Below are 19150 nucleotides of genomic sequence, written 5' to 3'. Positions count from 1 at the left end.
TCGCCTATGCTGAGACTGTCTGGCCTGTCATGTGCCACCCTTGCCATCGCTTTGGCCGCCGCCTCGCCGGTTCTGGCGAAGACGCAACATGCCGCCACGGCCGCCGATTCGGGCGCCAATGGCGATACCGGGAAGATCGGCGCCACCGCCGCGCCCACCGGCCCGGCGCCCACGCCCGACAGCCCGATCGCCGACAAGAACACCCCGCAGCCGCCGGCGCTGCCGGACATGACCTCCTATGTGCTGATGGACGCCAAGACCGGCGCCATCATCGCCGAGGCCGCGCCGCATCTGCAGGTGCCCCCTGCCAGCCTGACCAAGCTGATGACCGCGCATCTGGTCTTTCAGGCCATCCATCATGGCAGCCTGAAGCTGGACCAGACCGTGCCGGTCTCGGTCGATGCCTGGCACCAGCAGGGCTCCACCATGTTCATCCAGCCCAGCTCCGTGGTGAATGTGGACCAGCTGCTGCATGGCCTCATCATCGTCTCCGGCAATGACGCCGCCACCGCGCTGGCCGAGGAGGTTGCCGGCTCCACCGGCGCCTTCGTGCAGATGATGAACGACACGGCCCGCAAGCTGGACATGACCGACACCAACTACACCAACCCGACCGGCCTGCCCGACCCGGCGCTGCGCACCTCCTCCATGGATGTCGCCAAGCTGTCGCGCGCGATTCTGCAGGACGAGCCGGAGATCCTCGATATCTCCAAGGAGCAGAGCTACACCTATGGCGGCATCACCCAGCGCAGCTGGAACCCGGTGCTGTTCAAGGACCCCACGGTGGACGGGCTGAAGACCGGCCTGACCCGCGAGGCCGGCCATTGCATCGATGCCACCGCCAAGCGCGGCGATATGAGGTTCATCGCCGTCGTCACCGGTGGCCCCACCTGGGGTGAGAGCACCGCGGCGGTGGAGAGCCTGCTGGATTATGGCCAGCGCTTCTTCACCGACATGCAGATCGCCAGCGCCAACCAGCCGATCGACACGCTGAAGAGCGAGGCTTTGAATAGCGGCCAGGTCGCTGTCGGCACCGCGCAGGATCTCGTGCTGACGGTGCCGGTGGACGCGCAGAAGGCGATCACCCACAGCATCACCTACACCGCCGACCTGACGCCCGGCGTGAAGAAAGGCGAGACGCTGGGTACGGTGACGTACAGCGCCAATGGCAAGGAACTGGCGAGCGCGCCGGTGATCGCCCTGGCGGATTCTCCGCCGGCGAGCTTCATCACCAAACTGAAAAACAAGATACGGAAAATGCTATGACCGACTCCCCGCCCGACCGCCTGAGCATCGATCAGGACAGCAAATTCTTCAATGAGGCGATTCTGGAGCGCGGTATCGGCATTCGCTTCAATGGCGTCGAGAAGAATAATGTCGAGGAATATTGCATCTCCGAGGGCTGGGTGCGGGTTGCCGCCGGCAAGGCGGTGGACCGCAAGGGCAAGCCCCTGACGGTGAAGCTCAAGGGCAGCGTGGAGGCGTATTTCCGCGAAGAGCCCAAGGCCGAAGGGTAAAAAGTTTTTTGGTGCCGCTTTTTTACAAAAAAGCGGCGAAGAACGTTCGGGGCTTTGGCAAACACATGCCAAAGCCCCGAACGTTTCGTGGCCCTTTTTGAAAAAAGGGCCACACCCCAAAAACTTTTGCTCCCTAAATACAAGCCTCGGCGATGACCGGGGCCAAGGCGCGATATTCCGGCGCGCGCGGGCTGCCTTCCCGCCAGGCCAGCGCCAGGCTGCGCCACCCGCTGCCGCCTTCCAATTTGCGCAGCTCCACCCCGGTGCCCTTGGCCAGCCCCGCCCGCACCGCCAGCTCCGGCACCAAGGTCACCCCCAGGCCGCCCGCCACCATCTGAATCAAGGTGTGCAATGACGTTGCGGCAAAACGCTGCTGCACGCGCTCGCGCCCCAGCCCGGCGCCGCACACCGCCAGCATCTGGTCGCGCAGGCAATGCCCATCCTCCAGCAGCAGAAATTGCTCCGCCGCCAGGTCCGCCGGGGTGAGCGAAGCCCGCGCCGCCAGCACATGGCCGGGCGGCAGCGCCACCAGGAACTCATCGCGCGCCAACATCAGCGTCTCCGCACCCGCGCAAGCACAAGGCTCGGCCAGGATCAGCAGATCCAGCATCCCGGCATCCAGCTGCTCCAGCAACCGCTCGGTCTGGTCCTCGCGCAGGAACAGCTTCAGCGCCTGGTAGCGCTCGCGCAGCTGCGGCATCAGCCGGGGCAGCAGAAACGGCCCGACGGTCGGAATCACTCCCAGCCGCAACGGGCCGGACATCGGGGCCCGCGCCGCATCCGCCGTCTCCGCCACCGTCGCCAGCGCGGCCAGGGCCGCCCGCGCCTTCGCCACCAGCTCCAGCCCCAGCGGGGTGAAAACCGGATGCTTGGATGCGGAACGATCCAGGATCGAGGCACCGAGCGAACGCTCCAGCGCCAGGATGCCAGCGGAGAGGGTGGATTGCGAGACCGCGCAGGCCGAGGCCGCGCGGCCGAAATGCCCTGTCTCCGCCAGCATCACCAGATAGCGCAGCTGCTGCGGGCTCGGCAGATAGGCCATGACGGCTTTATTCGGCCGCCACCGCCACCTCAGGCGCCAGACGGATCAAATAATCGAATGCGGACAAAGCCGCCTTCGCCCCTTCCCCGGCGGCGATGATGATCTGCTTATAGGGCACGATGGTCGCATCCCCCGCCGCGAACACCCCGGCCAGCGAGGTCTCGCCGCGCACATCGATCTCGATCTCACCGCGCGATGTCAGCGCCAGCGCGCCCTTCAGCCATTCCGTGTTCGGCACCAGCCCGATCTGCACGAAGATGCCGTCCAGCGCCAGCCGATGCACCTCGCCGCTCTTGCGATCCTCATAGGACAGGCCAACAACCTTCTCGCCATCGCCATGCACTTCGGTGGTCTTGGCGGAGGTGATGATGCTGGCATTCGGCAGGCTCTTCAGCTTCGCCTGCAGCACCGCATCGGCACGCAACTGGCCATCGAACTCGATCAGCGTGACATGGCTGACCAGCCCGGCCAGATCGATCGCCGCTTCCACCCCGGAATTACCACCGCCGATCACCGCGACGCGCTTGCCCTTGAACAAGGGACCATCGCAATGCGGGCAATAAGCCACACCCTTGTTGCGGTATTCCGCCTCGCCGGGCACGTTCATCGTGCGCCAGCGCGCGCCGGGGGCGAGCACCAGAGATTTCGATTTCACCGAGGCGCCGCTTGCGAGTTTCACCTCGAACAGGCCGCCTTTATGCGCCGGCGGAACAATCGCGGAGGCAAGCTGCCCCTTCATGATGTCCACCTCATAATCGCGCGTATGCTGCTCAAGTGCTGCCGCCAGTTTGGGGCCTTCGGTATGCGGCACAGAGATGAAATTCTCAATCGCCATCGTATCCAGCACCTGGCCGCCAAAGCGCTCCGCCAGCAGGCCGGTGCGAATCCCCTTGCGCGCCGCATAGATCGCCGCCGCCGCGCCGGCCGGGCCGGCACCCACCACCAACACCTCGAACGGCTCCTTGGCGGAGAGATTGGCCGCCTCGCGCGCCACCGCCCCGCTATCCAGCTTGGCGATGATCTGCTCGATCTCCATGCGGCCTTGGCCGAAAGCCTCGCCGTTGAGCTTGATCGTCGGCACCGCCATCACCTTCTCGGCCTTCACCTCATCCTGGAAGGCCGCGCCATCGACGGCGACATGGGTGATGCCGGGGTTGAGGATGGCGAGCAGGTTCAGCGCCTGCACCACATCCGGGCAGTTCTGGCAGGATTGCGAGAAATAGGTGGTGAAGTGAAACTCGCCGTTGATCTCCTTGATCTGCGCGATCACTTCCGGCGCGATCTTCGGCGGGTACCCGCCGGTCTGCAGCAGGGCCAGCACGAGCGAGGTGAATTCATGGCCCATCGGCAAGCCGGCGAAGCGCACGCCGCGCGCCGCACCCGCTTTGCGGATTTCGAAGGAGGGCACCCGCGCATCGGCGCCATCCAGCTTCAGCGTGATCTTCTCGCTCTGCGCGGAGATATCCTCCAGCAGGCCGCGCATTTCCTTTGACAGCGCGCCGTCATCGAGCGACGCCACCAGTTCGATCGGCTCCGGCATCCGGGCGAGATAGGTCTTCAACTGGCCTTTGAGGCTGTCGTCCAACATGGGGTGCTCCATTGCTTCGAGACTAAAGGCGCGTGGGCCGGGATCATCCGCACAGCCGCGCGTCGCCTGAATAATTTTTGGGTGCCCCCGCCGGAAGCCCGGCGGGGGCGGGTCAACAATCAGATCTTGCCGACGAGGTCGAGCGACGGGGCAAGCGTCTTTTCGCCTTCCTGCCACTTGGCCGGGCAGACCTCACCGGGGTGGGCGGCGACATATTGCGCGGCCTTGACCTTGCGCAGCAGCTCCTTGGCGTCGCGGCCAATGCCACCGGCGGTGATCTCGACGATCTGGATCTTGCCCTCGGGTCGATCACGAAGGTGCCGCGATCAGCCAGGCCGGCCTCCTCGATCAGCACGTCGAAATTGCGCGAGATCACATGGGTCGGGTCGCCCACCATCGGGTAATCGATCTTGTTGATCGCGTCCGAGCTGTCGTGCCAGGCCTTGTGGGAGAAATGCGTGTCGGTGGAAACCGCGTAGATCTCAACGCCCAGATTTTTGAACTCGACATAATTGTCGGCCAGGTCTTCCAGCTCGGTCGGGCAGACGAAGGTGAAATCAGCCGGGTAGAAGAACACCACAGACCACTTCCCCTTGAGGTCGGCATCGCTCACGGTGATGAATTTGCCACCATGGAAGGCCTGGGCGGTGAAGGGTTTCACTTCGGTGTTGATCAGAGACATACTTAGCTCCTTTTGGGTTTGCTGCATCGCAACGTGAGCTATGTAGACATAAATCTCTTATCCAGGAAATTGATTTTATGTGACGCGATGATCGAGTGGATCGATCATCGGGAATAAGACCAAGGCCGGATGCCCCGCTCCCCAAAAACTTTTGCAAACAAAAAGGCCCGGCTTGTGGCCGGGCCTTTGCTCTCCTGGACGGTGTTCTAACTCTTACGCCTGGCGTTCCAGCATCAGCTGCTTGATCTTGCCGATCGCCTTGGCCGGGTTCAGACCCTTCGGGCAGGTCTGGGTGCAGTTCATGATCGTGTGGCAGCGATACAGCTTGAACGGATCCTCCAGCGCATCCAGACGCTTGCCGGTCGCCTCGTCGCGGCTATCCGCGATCCAGCGATAAGCCTGCAGCAACACGGCCGGGCCGAGATAACGGTCGCCATTCCACCAATAGCTCGGGCAGGAGGTGGAGCAGCAGAAGCACAGAATACACTCCCACAGACCATCCAGCTCGGCGCGCTCTTCTTTGGACTGCAAGCGCTCCTCATCCGGCGGGGCCGGTGTGTCGGACTGCAGCCAGGGTTCGATCGAGCGCAGCTGCGCGTAAGGCTGGGAGAGATCCGGCACCAGATCCTTCACCACCGGCATATGCGGCAGCGGGGTGATCTTCACATCGCCCTTCACCTCCGCGATCGGCTTCAGGCAGGCCAGGGTGTTGGTGCCGTCGATGTTCATCGCGCAGGAGCCGCAAATGCCTTCGCGGCAGGAGCGGCGGAAGGTCAGCGAGCTGTCGATCTCGTTCTTGATCTTGATGATCGCGTCGAGCACCATCGGCCCGCATTTATCGAGATCCACCTCATAGGTGTCCATCACCGGGTTTTTCCCGTCATCCGGGTTCCAGCGATAGACCTGGAAGGATTTCACCCGCTTGGCACCAGCCTCGGCCTTGTAGGTCTTGCCGGTGCCGATCTTGGAATTCGCGGGAAGCTTGAATTCAGCCATCTTCCTGATCTCCCCTTAGTAAACGCGCTTCTTCGGCGGGAACACGGACACCTCGTTGGTGAGGGTCTGCATCTTCACCGGGCGGTAGCTCAGCGCCACCTTGCCGTCATCTGCCACATACGCGACCGTATGCTTCATCCATTCATGGTCGTCGCGCTCGGGGAAATCGTCATGCGCCTGGGCGCCACGGCTCTCCTTGCGGGCTTCGGCGCCAACCATGGTGGCCACCGCATTGCCCATGAGGTTCTGCAGCTCCAGCGCCTCCATGAGGTCGGAGTTCCAGATCAGGGACGCGTCCTGAACCTTCATGTCGGACATGCCGGCCCAGAGCTTCTCCATCTTGTCGACACCCTCGGTGAGCGACTTGGAGTTGCGGAACACCGCGGCGTGGGACTGCATGGTCCGCTGCAGCTGGTCGCGCAGTTCCGCCACCTTGGTGCCGCCCTTGGCGTAGCGGGTGGCATCGAAGCGGGCCAGCGAGGCCTCGCCAGCGCCGGCCGGCAGGTTCGGCTGCGCGGCGCCGGGCTTGATCGTCGCGGCGGCGCGATGCCCGGCGGCACGGCCGAACACCACCAGATCCAGCAGCGAGTTGGTGCCCAGACGGTTGGCGCCATGCACGGACACACAGGCTGCCTCGCCCACAGCCATCAGGCCGGGTACCACCGCATCGGGGTTCTCAGGCGTCGGGCGCAGCACTTCGGCGTGATAGTTCGTCGGGATACCGCCCATGTTGTAATGCACGGTCGGCAGCACCGGGATGGCTTCCTTGGTCACATCCACCCCGGCGAACACGCGCGCGGTTTCGGAAATGCCCGGCAGGCGCTCATGCAGAATGTCGGCGCCGAGATGCTCGAGATGCAGCAGGATATGGTCCTTGTTCGGACCCACGCCGCGGCCTTCATTGATCTCGATGGTCATCGAGCGGGAGACCACGTCGCGCGAGGCCAGATCCTTGGCGGACGGCGCATAGCGCTCCATGAAGCGCTCGCCCTCGGAGTTGGTGAGATAGCCGCCCTCGCCGCGCGCGCCCTCGGTGATCAGGCAGCCAGCCGGGAAAATGCCGGTCGGGTGGAACTGCACGAACTCCATGTCCTGAACCGCCAGCCCGGCGCGCAGCGCCATGCCGCCGCCATCACCGGTGCAGGTATGGGCGGAGGTGCAGGAGAGATAGGCGCGGCCATAGCCGCCGGTGGCCAGCACCACGGTCTGGGCGCGGAAGCGGTGCATGCTGCCATCTTCCAGGCACCAGGCCATCACGCCACGGCAAGCCCCTTCCTCGTCCATGATCAGGTCGAGCGCAAAATATTCCACGAAGAACTCGACCTCGTGCTTCAGGCTCTGCTGATAGAGCGTGTGCAGCATGGCGTGGCCGGTGCGGTCAGCGGCGGCGCAGGCGCGCATCGCCGGCTCGCCATTGCCGTAATCCTGCATATGGCCGCCGAAGGGGCGCTGATAGATCTTGCCGTCCTCGGTGCGCGAGAAGGGCATGCCGAAATGCTCCAGCTCGCGAATCGCGGGCACCGCCTCGCGGCAGAGATATTCGATGGCATCCTGGTCGCCCAGCCAGTCGGACCCCTTCACGGTGTCATACATGTGCCAGCGCCAATCATCCGCGCCCATATTGGCCAAAGCGGCGGAAATGCCGCCCTGCGCCGCCACGGTGTGCGAGCGGGTGGGAAGACCTTGGTGATGCAGGCGGTCTTCAGACCGGCGGCACCCATGCCCAAAGTGGTCCGCAGCCCCGAGCCGCCGGCGCCGACGACCACGACATCGTACGTATGGTCAATGATGTTATACGCCCCGAAAGAGGGCTTGCTGATCGCGTTCATATTACGCCTCGTTCAGGAAAGGGCGAGCTTAAGGACGGAAACGGCGGAGGCCAGGGCCAGGAAGATGATGATGCCTTTCAGCACCATGACCATCAGCAACCGCTTGGCCTCGTTCGGCACATAATCCTCGACCACCACCTGCAGCCCCATCGAGAGATGGTAGAACATGATGATGATGAGGGCGAGGAACAGCGCGCTGTTCCAGGGCTCGGCCATGTAAGCGTGCATGGCGTGGGCGTCAGCGCCCAGCAGCATGATCACCGAGACCACGAAATAGAGCGAGAGCGGCAGCAGCGCCACGGAGGTGACGCGCTCCGCCCACCAATGGGCGGCGCCATGCTTGGCGGAACCAAGGCCACGCGCCCGGCCCAGCTGGCTGCGGCGCATGGTGATCGAGGGGGATTTGTCTTGCGTGCTCATATCTCTCACCACACCAGAAGGGCAACGACCCAGAACAGCACGGTGAGGGCCACCGTGCCCGCGAACACCAGCTTGCCGTTGCGGTGCATGTCCGGCAGCTCGAAGCCCTTGCCCGAATCCCAGGCCAGATGGCGGATGCCGTTGCAGAAATGGTAAAACAGCGCCACGGTGAAGCCGAACAGGATCAGCATGCCGATCCAGGAGGCCCAGATCGCCTGAATGATCGAAAAGGCCCCATCACCGGAGGCGGCGCAGACCAGCCACAGCGTCATCAAAATCGTCCCGGCACCCAGCGCGCACCCGGTGATGCGATGCAGGATGGAGGAGAGCGACGACATCTGGAAGCGATAGGCGCTGCCCAGCATAAAGGGAGAAACTGGCCGGCGGACCAGCTTACCCTCGGAATTGCGCCCTATCATCAGGGCTTCGCGGACATCCTTCATGGGAACCTTTCTCTCAGGTCAGTGCAGCCATATTATGTTGCAGGTGCTTAGTCCCCATGAATGGGGCGGTCAACGATTCGGAACGAAACTCTGCTCTGTTCAATCCAGACCAGAGGAAATCGCGTATAAACAAACCTGTCTTGTGGTCGAATCTTCCAATTCCAGGCTGGTCGGCACCTCAAAACGCGCCAAAATCTCACCTGGATCGGCCGGACGGTAGCGCCGTCCAGGGTCGGCGAGCAGAACTATCTTGCATTTTGCCAAGCCACGCAGCCAGGGCATGATCGTCGCCGCCATCGCGCTTTCGTAACATATATCCCCGGCGATGATCACGTCCCAATCGCCCGCCTGCCCCACCACATTGCCGGGCTGAGGCTGATCTCCACCCCGTTCAACGCCGCGTTCAGGGTAATCGCCGCCTGCGCCATCGGGTCGATCTCGGCGGCTTCCACACTTTGCGCGCCCGCCAGCGCGGCGGCGATGCCGGCCAGCCCGGAGCCAGCGGCGAAATCCAGCACCCGCTTGCCCCGCACCAGCTCCGGATGCTGCATTATATACAGTGCCAACGCCTCCGAGCCGGGCCAGGCGAAGGCCCAGTAAGGCGGGGCGATATTCTGTTCGGCGAGAAACGCCTCCGTCGCCTGCCAGAGCGGCGTCAGCGCGCTGGCCAGATAAAGCCGGATCTCAGGCACCAACGCCGCCCGCCCGATCGCGAGCTGGGCGGTGATGAAGCCCTCCGGCGCCACCTCTTTAAGGCTCGGCGCCATCCTTGCCGGCCAGCTCAAGTGCCGCGACGCGTTTCTCCAGCGCATCCGCCTGCTCGCGGGCACGGCGGGCCAGCTCGGCCATCGCGTCGAACTCGTCGCGCCGGACCAGATCCATCCGCCGCAGCGCCTCTTCCACCCGCGCCTTGGCCAGCGCCGACATTTCCTCGCGCAAACCCGCCAGGGCGGAGATCGCGCCGCCCGCCACGCCGGCCAGATCGTCAAAAATTTTCGGTCGTTCAATCATCTGCGGGGCCTTCCAGCTTGTCCTGCTTGTCCATATAACCCGGGCATGATTTTGGTCACGGGCGGGTCGGGTTTCATCGGCTCCAATCTCAACGCGGCGCTCGCCGCCGACGGGCAGGAGGTCGCCATCGCCGACTGGCTGGGCCAGGAAGGGCAGAAATGGCGCAATCTCTACCATAACCCGCCCGCCCATGTGGTGGCGCCGGAGGCGCTGGAGGCGTGGCTCGGCAGCAACCCGCGTCTCTCCGCCATTGTGCATATGGGCGCCATCTCCGAGACCACGGCGCGCGATGCGGATCTGGTCTGGCGCAGCAATGTCAGCTTGAGCCAGATGCTGTGGAATTGGTGCGCGCGGCATGGCGTGCGTTTCATCTATGCCTCCTCCGCCGCCACCTATGGTGATGGCGCGCAGGGCTTCAGCGACGATAACGACCTCGCCGCGATGGCCCGGCTGCGTCCGCTTAATCTCTATGGCTGGAGCAAGCTCGCCTTCGATCTCTGGGCGCTGCGGCAGGTCGCCGCCCACCGCCCCGCCCCGCCGGCCTGGGCCGGGGTGAAATTCTTCAATGTCTATGGCCCGAATGAATATCACAAGGGCAAGATGATCTCGGTGGTGAAGGTCAAGCATGACGAGATCATCGCCGGCGGCCCCGCGCGTTTATTCAAATCGGATCGCCCGGAGCTGGCGGACGGCGCCCAGAGCCGGGATTTCATCCATGTGGACGATGTGGTGGCGGGGCTGAAATTCCTGCTCACCACCCCTTCCCTCGCCGGCATCTATAATCTCGGCACCGGGACGGCGCGCACCTATGCGGACCTGGCCCGCGCCGTCTGCGCCGCCAACGGGGTGGAAGAGCGGATCGAATATGTCGACATGCCGCAGGCGCTGCGCGGGCAGTATCAATCCTTCACCGAGGCGCCGATGCAGCGGATGCGCGCGCTGGGCTTCAATCATCAATTCATCTCTTTGGAAGCGGGCGTTACCGCCTATATCCAGAACCATCTATTGAAGGCCGATCCCTATAAATGAGCCACCCGATCATTCTGCCGGTCTTCCCCAAAGGGTTCCATATCGGCCCGCTTTTCATCCATTATTACGCCCTGGCCTATATTGTCGGGCTGCTGCTGGGCTGGCGGCTGGTGCGGCGCATGGTGGCCCGCCCGCCGGTGGCGGCCAGCGGGCTGCATGTGGATGATTTCCTCACCTGGGCGGTGCTCGGCGTCATCCTTGGCGGGCGCATCGGCTATGTTCTGTTCTACCAGCCGGTTTATTTCTTTACCCATCCACTGGCGATCCCGGAAGTCTGGGATGGCGGGATGAGCTTTCATGGCGGCTTCCTCGGCGTCACCGTGGCGATTCTCAGCTTCTGCTGGAAGCACGGGCTGAACCCGTTCCGCTTTGCCGACCGCATCGCCGTGGCGGTGCCGATCGGGCTGTTCCTCGGGCGCTGCGCGAATTTCGTCAATGGTGAGCTCTGGGCCGCGCCGCCCCGCCGGGCTTCCCGCTGGCGATGGTCTATCCCGCCGACCCGTATCAGCTGGCGCGCTACCCTTCGGAGCTGATCGAGGCCTCGCTGGAAGGCATCACGCTGTTCATCATCATGCTGTGCTTCGCCAACTCCTTGCGCATCCGCACCCGCACCGGCACGCTCACCGGCATCTTCCTGGTCGGGTACGGGCTGGCACGGATCACCGGCGAGTGCTTCCGCGAGCCGGACCCGTTCCTGGGATTCCTGCCCTTCGGCACCACGATGGGGCAGCTGCTTTCCATCCCGATGGTGATTGCCGGGCTGATCTTCCTGTATTTCGCCCGCCCGGCGCGGGAAACCATCCTGCGCGAACCCACAGCTTCCAGCCCCAAAACGCCTGACCTCAAAGCGTGAGCGCGCAGCGTTTCGACCACTTCATGGCGGCGGCCAACGCCGCCTATTACGCCAAGGGCCGCTTCGGCCAGGATTTCGTCACCGCGCCGGAGCTGACCCAGGTGTTCGGCGAGCTGCTCGGCGCCTGGGCGAAAGTGGTCTGGCAGCTGATGGGCGCGCCGGAGGGCATCATGCTGGCCGAAGCCGGCCCCGGGCGCGGCGTGCTGATGGCCGATGCGCTGCGGGTATGGCCCGCGCCTTCGGTGCATTTCATCGAAACCTCGCCGGCCTTGCGCGCCGAACAGGCCGCCCGCGTGCCCCATGCGCACTGGCATGACAGCTTAGCCGACATCCCCAACGGCCCGCTGATTTTGCTCGCCAATGAATTCCTGGACGCGCTGCCGGTGCGCCAGTTCATCCGCCGCGAAACCGGCTGGATGGAGCGCTATGTGGCGGACGGCGCCTATGCCGAACACCCCACCCACTACGCCCTGCCGGACGATCCCATCGGCAGCGTGCGCGAGGTGAATGAGCCGGCTTTGGACTTCGTGCGGGCTTTGTCGGCCCGCGGCGGCGTCGGGCTGTTCATCGATTACGGCCCGGCGGAGAGTGCCGCCGGGGAGAGCGTGCAGGCCATCCGTGACGGCGCCTATGCCGACCCGCTGGCCGCGCCGGGCGAGGCCGATCTCACCGCCCATGTCGATTTCGGCGCGCTGAAACGCGCTGTCCCGTCCCAGGGCCCGGTGAAGCAGAATCATTTCCTCACCTCGCTCGGCCTCTATCAGCGCAGCGACCGCCTGGCCCAGCGCCATCCGGAGAAGGCGATGGATCTGCGCCTGACCGTGCAGCGCTTGACGGCGCCGGAGGCGATGGGCAGCCTGTTCAAGGTGCTGGCAATCTGTCCGCCCGACCTGCCGACTTTGCCAGGATTCGCATGACCGATTTCATTACGGCCGATCTGCCCGCCCGGCACGGGTTCTTCACCCGCCATGGCGGCGTCTCCACCGGCCACTATGCCACCCTGAATGCCAGCTTCTCGTCCGATGACGCCGATGCCGTGCGGGAAAACCGCCGCCGCATCGCTGAAGCCATGGGGGTGGAGCGTGACGCGCTGCTGGGGCTGAAACAGGTGCACGGGGCTTTGGTGGCAAATGTCACTACGCCCTGGGCCGAAGGCGACGGCCCGAGCGCGGATGCGCTGGTCACCGCCCTGCCCGGTCTGGCTCTGGGCATTATCACCGCCGATTGCGCGCCGGTGCTGTTTTATGGCGATAATGGCACTGTCGGCGCCGCGCATGCCGGCTGGCGCGGCGCGCTGGCCGGGGTACTGGAAGCGACCGTGATGGCGCTGCGGGGTCTCGGTGCGGTCCGCGTGCAGGCCGCCATCGGCCCCTGCATCCATCAACCCAGCTACGAGGTGGGCGAGGATATGCGTGCCGCCGTGCTGGATGAATCCCGTGCCGCCGCCAGTTTCTTCACCGCCGGCCGCCCAGGCCATTTCTGGTTCGACCTGCCCGGCTATTGCGCCGCGCGTCTGGCCCGGGCGGGTGTCACCGCCGAAATCCTGCCGCACGATACCTGCGCGGATGAGGTGAATTTCTTTTCCTATCGCCGCAAGACCTTGCGGCAGGCGCCCGCCACGGGCCATCAGCTTTCGGTCATATGCTCATGAAACGCGCCTCCCTTCTCCTCGCTCTCGCTTTGGCCGGATGCGGCACGCTGCCCGAACCGTTCTATGGCAATCCCGGCCCGGCCGGCGCCCGGCTTTCGATCCCGCCGGCCCCGGTGCTGTTCGTGCCCGCGCCCGGCCAAGCCCTGCTGGGCGACGATGCGGCCCAGCTCTACGCCAAGGACCTCGCCACCGAGCTGGCGGATTATGACGTGCCGAGCGTCGCCGGCCCGGCGCAGACGCTGAACTGGCATCTTGATGTCACCGCCAAGCTGGAGGGTGCGAGCGTGGTGCCCGCCTATGCGGTGGTCGGGCCGGACAAGAAGATCTACGGGCACCAGACCGGCGCGCCGGTCTCCGCCCAGGGCTGGTCGAACGGCGATCCCGGGACGCTGGACGCGGCGGCGAAGGCGGCGGCACCGGGCCTGTCCAAGCTGATGGCCGGGATCAATGCCGATATTCAGCAGAGCAATCCGCAATCGCTGGAAAACCGCACGCCGCGCATCTTCATCGCCGGCGTCACCGGCGCGCCGGGCGATGGCGACACCGCGCTGCCGACCGATCTGGCGCACGCCCTGCCCGGCCCCGATCTGATCCTGGTGAAGGACAAGAAAACCGCCGATTTCACCGTCACCGGCACGGTCAAGGCGACCCCGGCGGGCCAGGGCGAGGATGAGGTGCAGCTGACCTGGGTGGTGCGGGATGTGAATGACCGGGTGATCGGCCAGGTCACGCAGATCCATGCGCTGAAGCCCTCGGACATGGCGCCTTATTGGGGCGATGTCGCGGCGGCGGCGACGCAGGAGGCGGCGGGTGGCATCCAGAACGTGGTGCAGAATGAAATTTTGAAGAAGGCCACCAAGCCCAGCGCAGCGCCAAAAAACTAAAAGTTTTTGGGGTGCGGCCCTTTTTTCAAAAAGGGCCGTAAAACGTTTGGGGTTGTGGCACCGCAATTGCCCCACGTCGCGGTCTTTCGCAGCTTTTTGAAAAAAGCTGCACCAAAAACTTTTGCTATTCTCTCCCCAGAATCTTCCCGTTGATAAACTCCGCCACCTGCCCGGCCTTGAACGCCGCCCGCAGCTCGGCCTCGTCATAATCCTCGCGCACCCAGTCCAGGAATGGCTTGCGCCCCTCGCCCGTGCGCCGATAAAGCTCAAAGAAGGCGTCCAAAATCCCGGTCTTGGACTGCTTGATATGGCCAAAGCGCAGCGAGAGCTGCCCCATCGCCTGCCCCACCGTGCCACCTTTGATCAGAATGAACAGCCCCGCCGCCAGCCCCGCCCGGTCCGCGCCGGATTTGCAATGGATCAGCGCCGGCCCGCGCATGGTCTCGACAATCTGGGCCAGCCGCAAAATCCGGTCCTTATGCGGGGCGCCACGGGACTCGAAAGCCATGTCGTAGAAATCCAGCCCCAGCCGGCGCGCTTCCTCGCGCGAGAGCGCATCGGAGCCGTTCTTCGCCTGGCCGCGCAGATTGATCAGGCTCTTCAGCCCCACCTTCTCCTTGAACCGGCGCAGATTGCCCGGGGTTGGGTGATTGGAGCGATACAGCACACCCGGCACCACCGGCGCGAAATTGGTCCAGAAGATGCGCAGAAAGGCGTGGTCGACAAACAGCGCATCCACCCAGGCATTGCGCCGGCCATGGGGGGTGGAAAGGTCGCCCTTGTAGATCGTGTCCATGCCCGGGCTGTAGCGCATTTTTCCGCCGGCCCAAACTGTGCTTAACCACGCCGCCATGAGCAAAGCCCCGATTTCCGCCGCCAACGCCTCCACCATTGCCCTGGTCCGCCGGCTCTGGCGCGAGCATGTGCGGCATTTCAAGGGCCGGATCGCGCTGATCGTCGCCGCCACGCTGGCGCTTTCGGCCACCACCGCGCTCTACCCGATCATCATCAAATGGGCGTTCGACCTGTTCGCGGACAAGGATAAGCGCATCCTCTACCAGGTGCCGCTGATGGTGCTGGCCGTCACCGCCGTGAAGGGCAGCTCGATGTACCTGCAGGCGGTGATGACGCAGGACATGGTGCTGCTGGTCATCCGCCGGCTGCAGGTTTCCATGTTCGGCCATCTCACCAACGCCGCCCTGGCGCGGGTGGAACGCGAGGCCCCGGCCCAGCTCGCCACACGCTTCACCACCGATGCCACCGTGATCCGCGATGCGATGACCCGCGCGGTGAACGCGGTGGCGGATGCCACCACCGTCGTCGGGCTCGTGGTCTCGATGTTCGTGATCGATTGGCAGCTCAGCCTGATCTCCGCCTTCATCTACCCGCTGGCGGCGATGCCGATCGACCGCATCGGCCGGCGCATGCGCCGCGCCTCCGGCGGCATGCAGGCGCAGCTGGGCGAGGCGGCGGCCATCCTGAATGAAAGCTTCGCCCAGGCCCGCACCGTGCGCGCCTACGGGCTGGAAGAGATCGAGCAGCAGCGCGCCGAGGCCACCTTCACCGGGCTCTACCGCGCGCTGATCCGCATGACCCGCGTGCGCGCCCGGCTGGACCCGATCCTGGAAGTGCTGGCCGGCGTGGCGGTGGCGCTGGTCATCGGCTTCGAGGGCTGGCGCAATGCCACCGGCGGGGCCGGCATTGGCAGCTTCATGGGCTTCATGTCCGCCTTGCTGATCATGTCCCGCCCGCTGCGCGCTTTGGGGACGATGAATGCCGCCATCCAGGAAGGGCTGGCGGGAATGATCCGGGTGTTCGATGTGATCGACGAACCCGCCGCCATCGCCGATGCCCCAGGCGCGGTGGCGCTGCCCGCCGGCCCTGGCGAAGTGCGCTTCCGGCAAATCGGCTTTGCCTATCCGGATGGGCGCATCGGCCTGAAATCACTGGATTTCACCGCCGCACCCGGCAAGATGCTGGCCCTGGTCGGGGCCTCGGGTGCCGGCAAATCCACGGCTTTGGCGCTGATCCCGCGCCTTTACACCCCCTCAGCGGGCGAAATCCTGGTGGATGGCGCGGATATCTCCCACGTCACCCTCACCTCTTTGCGCGGCGCCATCGCTTATGTCGGCCAGGAAGCGCTTTTGTTCGATGACAGCATCGAGGCGAATATCCGCCTCGGCCGCCCAGGTGCCAGCGATGCGGAGGTGGCCCAGGCCGCCGAGGCCGCCGCTTGTGGCTTCATCAAGGACATGCCGGAGGGTTTCAAAACCCGTGTCGGGGTGAACGGCCAGCGCCTCTCCGGCGGGCAGCGCCAGCGCGTCTCCATCGCCCGGGCCATCCTGCGCAACCCCCGCATCCTGCTGCTGGACGAAGCCACCAGCGCGCTGGACACCGAGAGCGAGGCGCTGGTGCAGGCCGCCCTGGCGCGGCTGCGCGCCGGGCGCACCACCATCGTCGTGGCACACCGCCTCTCCACCGTTCGCGATGCCGACCAGATCGTGGTGATGGCCGACGGCCAGGCGGTGGAAACCGGCACGCATGAGGATCTGCTCGCCCAGAACGGTGCCTTCGCCCGGCTGGTGCGGGCGCAGGCCCTGGCGGCGTAAGAGCCCGGCATGAACGCGGCGCTGCGTCTCTCCATCGCCATTGCCGGGGCGTTTTTCTCGGCTGGTGCCTATTGGATGTTCCTGCCGCTGCTCTCGGTGGCGCTGCGGGCCAAGGGGGTGGATGATTTCTGGGTGGGCATCATCTCGGCCCTGCCCTGGGTCGGGCTGCTCGCGGTTTCCGGCTTTGTGCCGCGTGTCACCCGCAAGCTCGGGCTGCAGCGCATGGTGCTCACCGGGGTTTGCATCACCATCTTCGTGTTTCTGGGCTTCGCCGCCACCGGCAAGGTGTGGGTCTGGAGCCTGCTCTGCCTGGTGATGGGCGGCGCGGTGGCGCTGCGCTGGGCCGGGCTGGACACCTGGATGAACGGCTCCTTTCCGGCGCATCTGCGCGGGCGCCTCACGGGGGTGTACGAACTGATCCTGGGCTGCTCGATGGCGCTCGGCCCGGCTCTGGTCGCCATTGCCGGCAACCAGGGCGCGCTACCCTTCCTGTTCGGTGCCGGGGTGACGGCGTTCGCCGCCTGCCTGCTGCTGCTGGCCGGACGCGAAGCCAGCGCGGAGGATGAGGACGAGGATACACCTGCCCGCCAGCGCGACATTCTGCGCCATCAGCGCCCGGCCTTCATCGGCATCTTCCTGGTGGGCTTCACCGAGGCCTGCAATCTCTCTTTGCTGCCGCTTTATGGTCTCTCGGACGGGTTTTCCGTGCATCTCTCCGCCTTGATGGCGGCGGCGGTGCAGGCGGGCGCGGCGGCGGGCGCCATCGGGCTCGGCGTGCTGGCCGACCATATGGACCGCAATAAATTGCGCGACGCCACGGCGATCATCATGGCGATCATGCCGCTGGGGCTGGCGTTGCCGCTGCACCAGGGCCTGTGGCCGTGGCTGTTCGTCTGGGGCATGGCGCAGGGCGGGATGTTCACGCTGGGCATCGTGTTCCTGGCCTCGCGCTATGCCGGGCTGGGGCTGGCCAGCGCGATGTCGCTGTCGATGGTGGTGTACACGCTGGGCGGCATCGCCGGCCCGCCGCTGCTGGGCTTGTGCATGAGCATATTGGGGGCCACCGGCTTCGCGCTGGGGCTGGCGCTGGTGGCGGTGGTCGGGCTGGTGGCGCTGCTGCGGGCGGGGGCCAGCCAGCAACATCTGGCCTGAAGTTATAAAAGTTTTTTGGTGCCGCTTTTTTTCAAAAAAGCGGCGAAGAGGCCGGGGCGTGTGCCACGGCGTTGCCAACACCCCAGGCCTTCGTGGGGACTTTTTGAAAAAGGTCCCCACACCCCAAAAACTTTTGTTAGATTCCCACAGCCCTGCGCCCGATATCCCGCCGGCAGAACCCATCCTCCCAGTCCAACCGCCCGATCGCCTCATAGGCCCGGCCCAGCGCCTGTTTCAGGTCCACGCCGACCGCATTCACCGCCAGCACCCGGCCGCCATTGGCGAGAATCCCGCCCTGGTCCGCCATCGTCCCGGCATGGAAGATGGTCACACCCTCCACCGCACCCGCCTCGTCCAGCCCGTAAATCTCGCTGCCCGTGGCATAGGCGCCGGGATAACCCTTGGCGCACATCACCACCGTCGCCGAGCCGCCCGCCGCGAATTCCGCCTTTACCTCAGAAAGCCGCCCCTCCGCCGCCGCCTTCAACGCGGTCAGTAGGTCAGAAGAGAGCATCGGCAGCACCGTCTCGCATTCAGGGTCGCCGAAACGGACATTATATTCGATCAGCTTCGGCCCATCCGCCTCCACCATCAGCCCGGCGAACAGGAAGCCCCGGAACGGCGTGCCCCGGCGCACCATCTCCTTCAGCGCCGGACGCACGGTTTCCTCCATCGCCCGGCCCAGAACCTCCCGCGTCGCCCAGGGCGGATTGAAAATCGCCCCCATGCCGCCGGTATTCGGGCCGGTATCGCCCTCGCCGACGCGCTTATGGTCAGCCGCCGCGCCGAAGAACAAAGCATCCTCGCCATCGCACAGCGCGAACACGGAAATCTCCTCACCCACCAGGCATTGCTCGATCACCACCGAGGCCCCGGCGGCGCCATGCACCTTGTCCTCCATGATGGCGGTGACGGCCTCGTGCGCCTCCTCCAGCGTGGTGGCGACGACAACGCCCTTGCCCGCCGCCAGCCCGTCCGCCTTGATCACGATCGGCGCGCCAACCTCGTCCAGATAGTCGTGCGCGGCCTCGGCGTCGGTGAATTTCTCCCAGGCGGCGGTGGGGATCTTCGCGGCATCCGCCACCTCTTTGGTGAAGATCTTGCTGCCCTCCAGCTGCGCCGCCGCCGCCGAAGGCCCGAAACAGGCGATGCCGGCCGCCGCCAGCGCATCCGCCACCCCGGCCACCAAAGGCGCTTCCGGCCCCGGCACCACCAAATCGATCTTCTGTTCCAGGGCGAATTTCACGATGCCCTCGACGTCCAGGGCGCGCAGGGGCACGTTCTCGGCCAGCGTCGCGGTGCCCGGATTGCCAGGGGCGACATAGAGTTTCGTCAGCAGCGGGCTCTTGGCGATCGCCCAGGCCAGCGCGTGTTCCCGTCCGCCCGAACCGATGATCAATACCCGCATCTCGCAAACCCCTCTGTTACCGGGGGGCGCTGTATC

Annotated in this window: 18 protein-coding genes and 3 pseudogenes; 9 read left to right on the top strand and 12 right to left on the bottom strand. The window is 65.2% G+C overall.

Features of this window, described 5'->3' with window-relative positions; translation table 11 throughout:
- Positions 1-6: 6 nt before the first annotated feature.
- Together GT370_RS03715 and GT370_RS03710 are read left to right on the top strand one after the other, a co-directional pair.
- Positions 7-1266: a D-alanyl-D-alanine carboxypeptidase family protein gene (locus GT370_RS03715; protein ID WP_144052659.1), complete on the top strand. Its 1260-nt coding sequence runs from the start codon at positions 7-9 to the stop codon at positions 1264-1266.
- Positions 1263-1517, top strand: coding sequence for a DUF3297 family protein (locus GT370_RS03710; RefSeq protein ID WP_008493145.1), 255 nt, complete (start codon positions 1263-1265; stop codon positions 1515-1517). Before GT370_RS03715 ends, GT370_RS03710 begins: the two co-directional genes overlap by 4 nt.
- A 133-nt stretch (positions 1518-1650) precedes the next feature.
- Here GT370_RS03710 and GT370_RS03705 read toward each other — a convergent pair whose 3' ends face one another.
- The 10 genes and pseudogenes from GT370_RS03705 to GT370_RS03665 form a co-directional block, all read right to left on the bottom strand.
- Complete coding sequence (locus GT370_RS03705; RefSeq protein ID WP_008493146.1) at positions 1651-2559, bottom strand: hydrogen peroxide-inducible genes activator; 909 nt, start codon at positions 2557-2559, stop codon at positions 1651-1653.
- A 7-nt stretch (positions 2560-2566) separates the two neighbouring features.
- On the bottom strand, positions 2567-4147 hold the full coding sequence (gene ahpF / locus GT370_RS03700) for an alkyl hydroperoxide reductase subunit F (RefSeq protein ID WP_008493148.1): 1581 nt from the start codon (positions 4145-4147) through the stop codon (positions 2567-2569).
- A gap of 119 nt (positions 4148-4266) precedes the next feature.
- Positions 4267-4829, bottom strand: a pseudogene (ahpC, locus tag GT370_RS03695) (alkyl hydroperoxide reductase subunit C).
- A 213-nt stretch (positions 4830-5042) separates the two neighbouring features.
- Positions 5043-5825: a succinate dehydrogenase iron-sulfur subunit gene (locus GT370_RS03690; protein WP_008493150.1), complete on the bottom strand. Its 783-nt coding sequence runs from the start codon at positions 5823-5825 to the stop codon at positions 5043-5045.
- 15 nt (positions 5826-5840) lie between these two features.
- Positions 5841-7654, bottom strand: a pseudogene (gene sdhA, locus GT370_RS03685) (succinate dehydrogenase flavoprotein subunit).
- Positions 7655-7666: 12 nt separating this feature from the next.
- Positions 7667-8074: a succinate dehydrogenase, hydrophobic membrane anchor protein gene (gene sdhD, locus GT370_RS03680; RefSeq protein WP_008493152.1), complete on the bottom strand. Its 408-nt coding sequence runs from the start codon at positions 8072-8074 to the stop codon at positions 7667-7669.
- 5 nt (positions 8075-8079) lie between these two features.
- Positions 8080-8517, bottom strand: a complete 438-nt coding sequence (sdhC, locus tag GT370_RS03675; RefSeq protein WP_008493153.1) for a succinate dehydrogenase, cytochrome b556 subunit — start codon at positions 8515-8517, stop codon at positions 8080-8082.
- A 99-nt stretch (positions 8518-8616) separates the two neighbouring features.
- On the bottom strand, positions 8617-8850 hold the full coding sequence (locus GT370_RS20725; RefSeq protein WP_333490015.1) for a hypothetical protein: 234 nt from the start codon (positions 8848-8850) through the stop codon (positions 8617-8619).
- The gene (locus GT370_RS20720) at positions 8847-9284 is read right to left on the bottom strand and encodes a class I SAM-dependent methyltransferase (protein WP_333490014.1); all 438 of its coding nucleotides are present in this window, start codon (positions 9282-9284) and stop codon (positions 8847-8849) included. The genes GT370_RS20725 and GT370_RS20720 overlap by 4 nt, the downstream gene beginning before the upstream one ends.
- On the bottom strand, positions 9268-9528 hold the full coding sequence (locus GT370_RS03665; RefSeq protein ID WP_008493155.1) for an accessory factor UbiK family protein: 261 nt from the start codon (positions 9526-9528) through the stop codon (positions 9268-9270). Before GT370_RS03665 ends, GT370_RS20720 begins: the two co-directional genes overlap by 17 nt.
- Positions 9529-9573: 45 nt before the next feature.
- On the opposite strand from GT370_RS03665, the gene rfaD reads away from it, so the two are divergent.
- The 5 genes and pseudogenes from rfaD (at position 9574) to GT370_RS03640 (ending at position 13945) form a co-directional block, all read left to right on the top strand.
- Positions 9574-10557, top strand: a complete 984-nt coding sequence (gene rfaD, locus GT370_RS03660; RefSeq protein WP_008493156.1) for an ADP-glyceromanno-heptose 6-epimerase — start codon at positions 9574-9576, stop codon at positions 10555-10557.
- Positions 10554-11410: pseudogene (gene lgt, locus GT370_RS03655) on the top strand (prolipoprotein diacylglyceryl transferase). The gene rfaD and the pseudogene lgt overlap by 4 nt, the downstream one beginning before the upstream one ends.
- A gap of 23 nt (positions 11411-11433) precedes the next feature.
- The gene (locus GT370_RS03650) at positions 11434-12327 is read left to right on the top strand and encodes a class I SAM-dependent methyltransferase (protein ID WP_035178909.1); all 894 of its coding nucleotides are present in this window, start codon (positions 11434-11436) and stop codon (positions 12325-12327) included.
- Positions 12324-13061 carry a peptidoglycan editing factor PgeF gene (pgeF, locus tag GT370_RS03645; protein WP_008493159.1) on the top strand — a complete coding sequence of 246 codons (738 nt, stop codon included), beginning with the start codon at positions 12324-12326 and terminating at the stop codon, positions 13059-13061. The genes GT370_RS03650 and pgeF overlap by 4 nt, the downstream gene beginning before the upstream one ends.
- Entirely contained in the window at positions 13058-13945 is an 888-nt protein-coding gene (locus GT370_RS03640; protein ID WP_144052661.1) for a hypothetical protein, read from the top strand. The genes pgeF and GT370_RS03640 overlap by 4 nt, the downstream gene beginning before the upstream one ends.
- 124 nt (positions 13946-14069) lie before the next feature.
- Here the strand turns inward: GT370_RS03640 and GT370_RS03635 are convergent, their stop codons facing one another.
- Entirely contained in the window at positions 14070-14732 is a 663-nt protein-coding gene (locus GT370_RS03635) for a tyrosine-protein phosphatase (RefSeq protein WP_039885026.1), read from the bottom strand.
- Positions 14733-14796: 64 nt separating this feature from the next.
- On the opposite strand from GT370_RS03635, the gene GT370_RS03630 reads away from it, so the two are divergent.
- Complete coding sequence (locus tag GT370_RS03630) at positions 14797-16554, top strand: ABC transporter ATP-binding protein (RefSeq protein WP_008493162.1); 1758 nt, start codon at positions 14797-14799, stop codon at positions 16552-16554.
- Between the two features lie 9 nt (positions 16555-16563).
- On the top strand, positions 16564-17706 hold the full coding sequence (locus tag GT370_RS03625) for an MFS transporter (protein ID WP_008493163.1): 1143 nt from the start codon (positions 16564-16566) through the stop codon (positions 17704-17706).
- Between the two features lie 136 nt (positions 17707-17842).
- Here the strand turns inward: GT370_RS03625 and purD are convergent, their stop codons facing one another.
- Positions 17843-19114: a phosphoribosylamine--glycine ligase gene (gene purD / locus GT370_RS03620; RefSeq protein ID WP_008493164.1), complete on the bottom strand. Its 1272-nt coding sequence runs from the start codon at positions 19112-19114 to the stop codon at positions 17843-17845.
- Positions 19115-19150 lie beyond the last annotated feature (36 nt).

The sequence above is a fragment of the Acidocella sp. MX-AZ03 genome, from assembly GCF_027626035.1.
Lineage (GTDB): Bacteria > Pseudomonadota > Alphaproteobacteria > Acetobacterales > Acetobacteraceae > Acidocella > Acidocella facilis.
Note: the sequence above shows the minus strand (reverse complement) of the source record. Positions and strands in the feature narration are given on the sequence as shown.